Raw genomic sequence first — 753 nt, forward strand, 5'->3', positions numbered from 1 at the left:
CGGACGGGACCGAGGCGGCCCGCACGATCCCGGTCCGTCTCGTCGAAGGCCGCGCGCTCGGACGCGTCCGCCGCGCGCGGTCGGTCGCCCACAGCGCCTGCTGGTCCTGAAGCGTGCGGGGGGTGGGCGAAGCGGCCAGGGCCGCCCGGTAGGCGGCGTCGACGCCGTCCTGGGCCAGGCTGGCTGGCCCCGGCGCCATGACCATCGAACCGAGAACCGCCGCGATCGCGATGCGCATCGTCATCTCCCCATCCCCGGCATCAGGCGCCGGTTTCGGCGGGATGTCCACTGACGCCGCCTGACGTCAGCCCAGCTCGCGATGCAGGAAGGCGGTCGCGTCGGCTAGCACCGGCGCCTTCTTCCGGAACAGGGGCGAGAAGGTCGCGATCAGGTCCGCGTGGTTCAGGCCGGGGTACAGCCTGGCCTCGCACCGGCCGCCCGCCGCCCGCATGCGCTCGCACAGGATGGTCGTGTCCTCGGCATGGACCACCGTGTCCTCGGTTCCATGGCCCAGCCAAAGCGGCGGCGCGTCGGGCCGCACGAAGGCGACCGGCTGGGTCAGCGTCGGATCGGGGACGCGGCCGAAGGCGTTGATCGAGGCGGGGACGTCCAGCGGCAGGAACTCGTAGGGGCCGGCCAGGCCGACGGCGGCCTTGATCAGGCCGGGCGCCTCGACGGCGGCCAGGTAGCGCCGATCCAGGGCGGATCATCATGGCCAGGTGGGCGCCCGCCGAAATGGCCGACGACGCCCAA

2 protein-coding genes are annotated in these 753 nt (G+C 73.6%); both read right to left on the minus strand.

Annotated features, from left to right (window positions below; all coding sequences use genetic code 11):
• Positions 1-238: hypothetical protein (locus tag AC2W7C_RS18600; RefSeq protein WP_486002668.1), on the minus strand; the 238-nt coding region annotated here is incomplete at its 3' end.
• 66 nt (positions 239-304) lie between these two features.
• Positions 305-541: an alpha/beta hydrolase gene (locus tag AC2W7C_RS18605; protein ID WP_486002669.1), complete on the minus strand. Its 237-nt coding sequence runs from the start codon at positions 539-541 to the stop codon at positions 305-307.
• Positions 542-753 lie beyond the last annotated feature (212 nt).

The organism is Brevundimonas sp. CURTG3B2_SDJG (assembly GCF_057364705.1).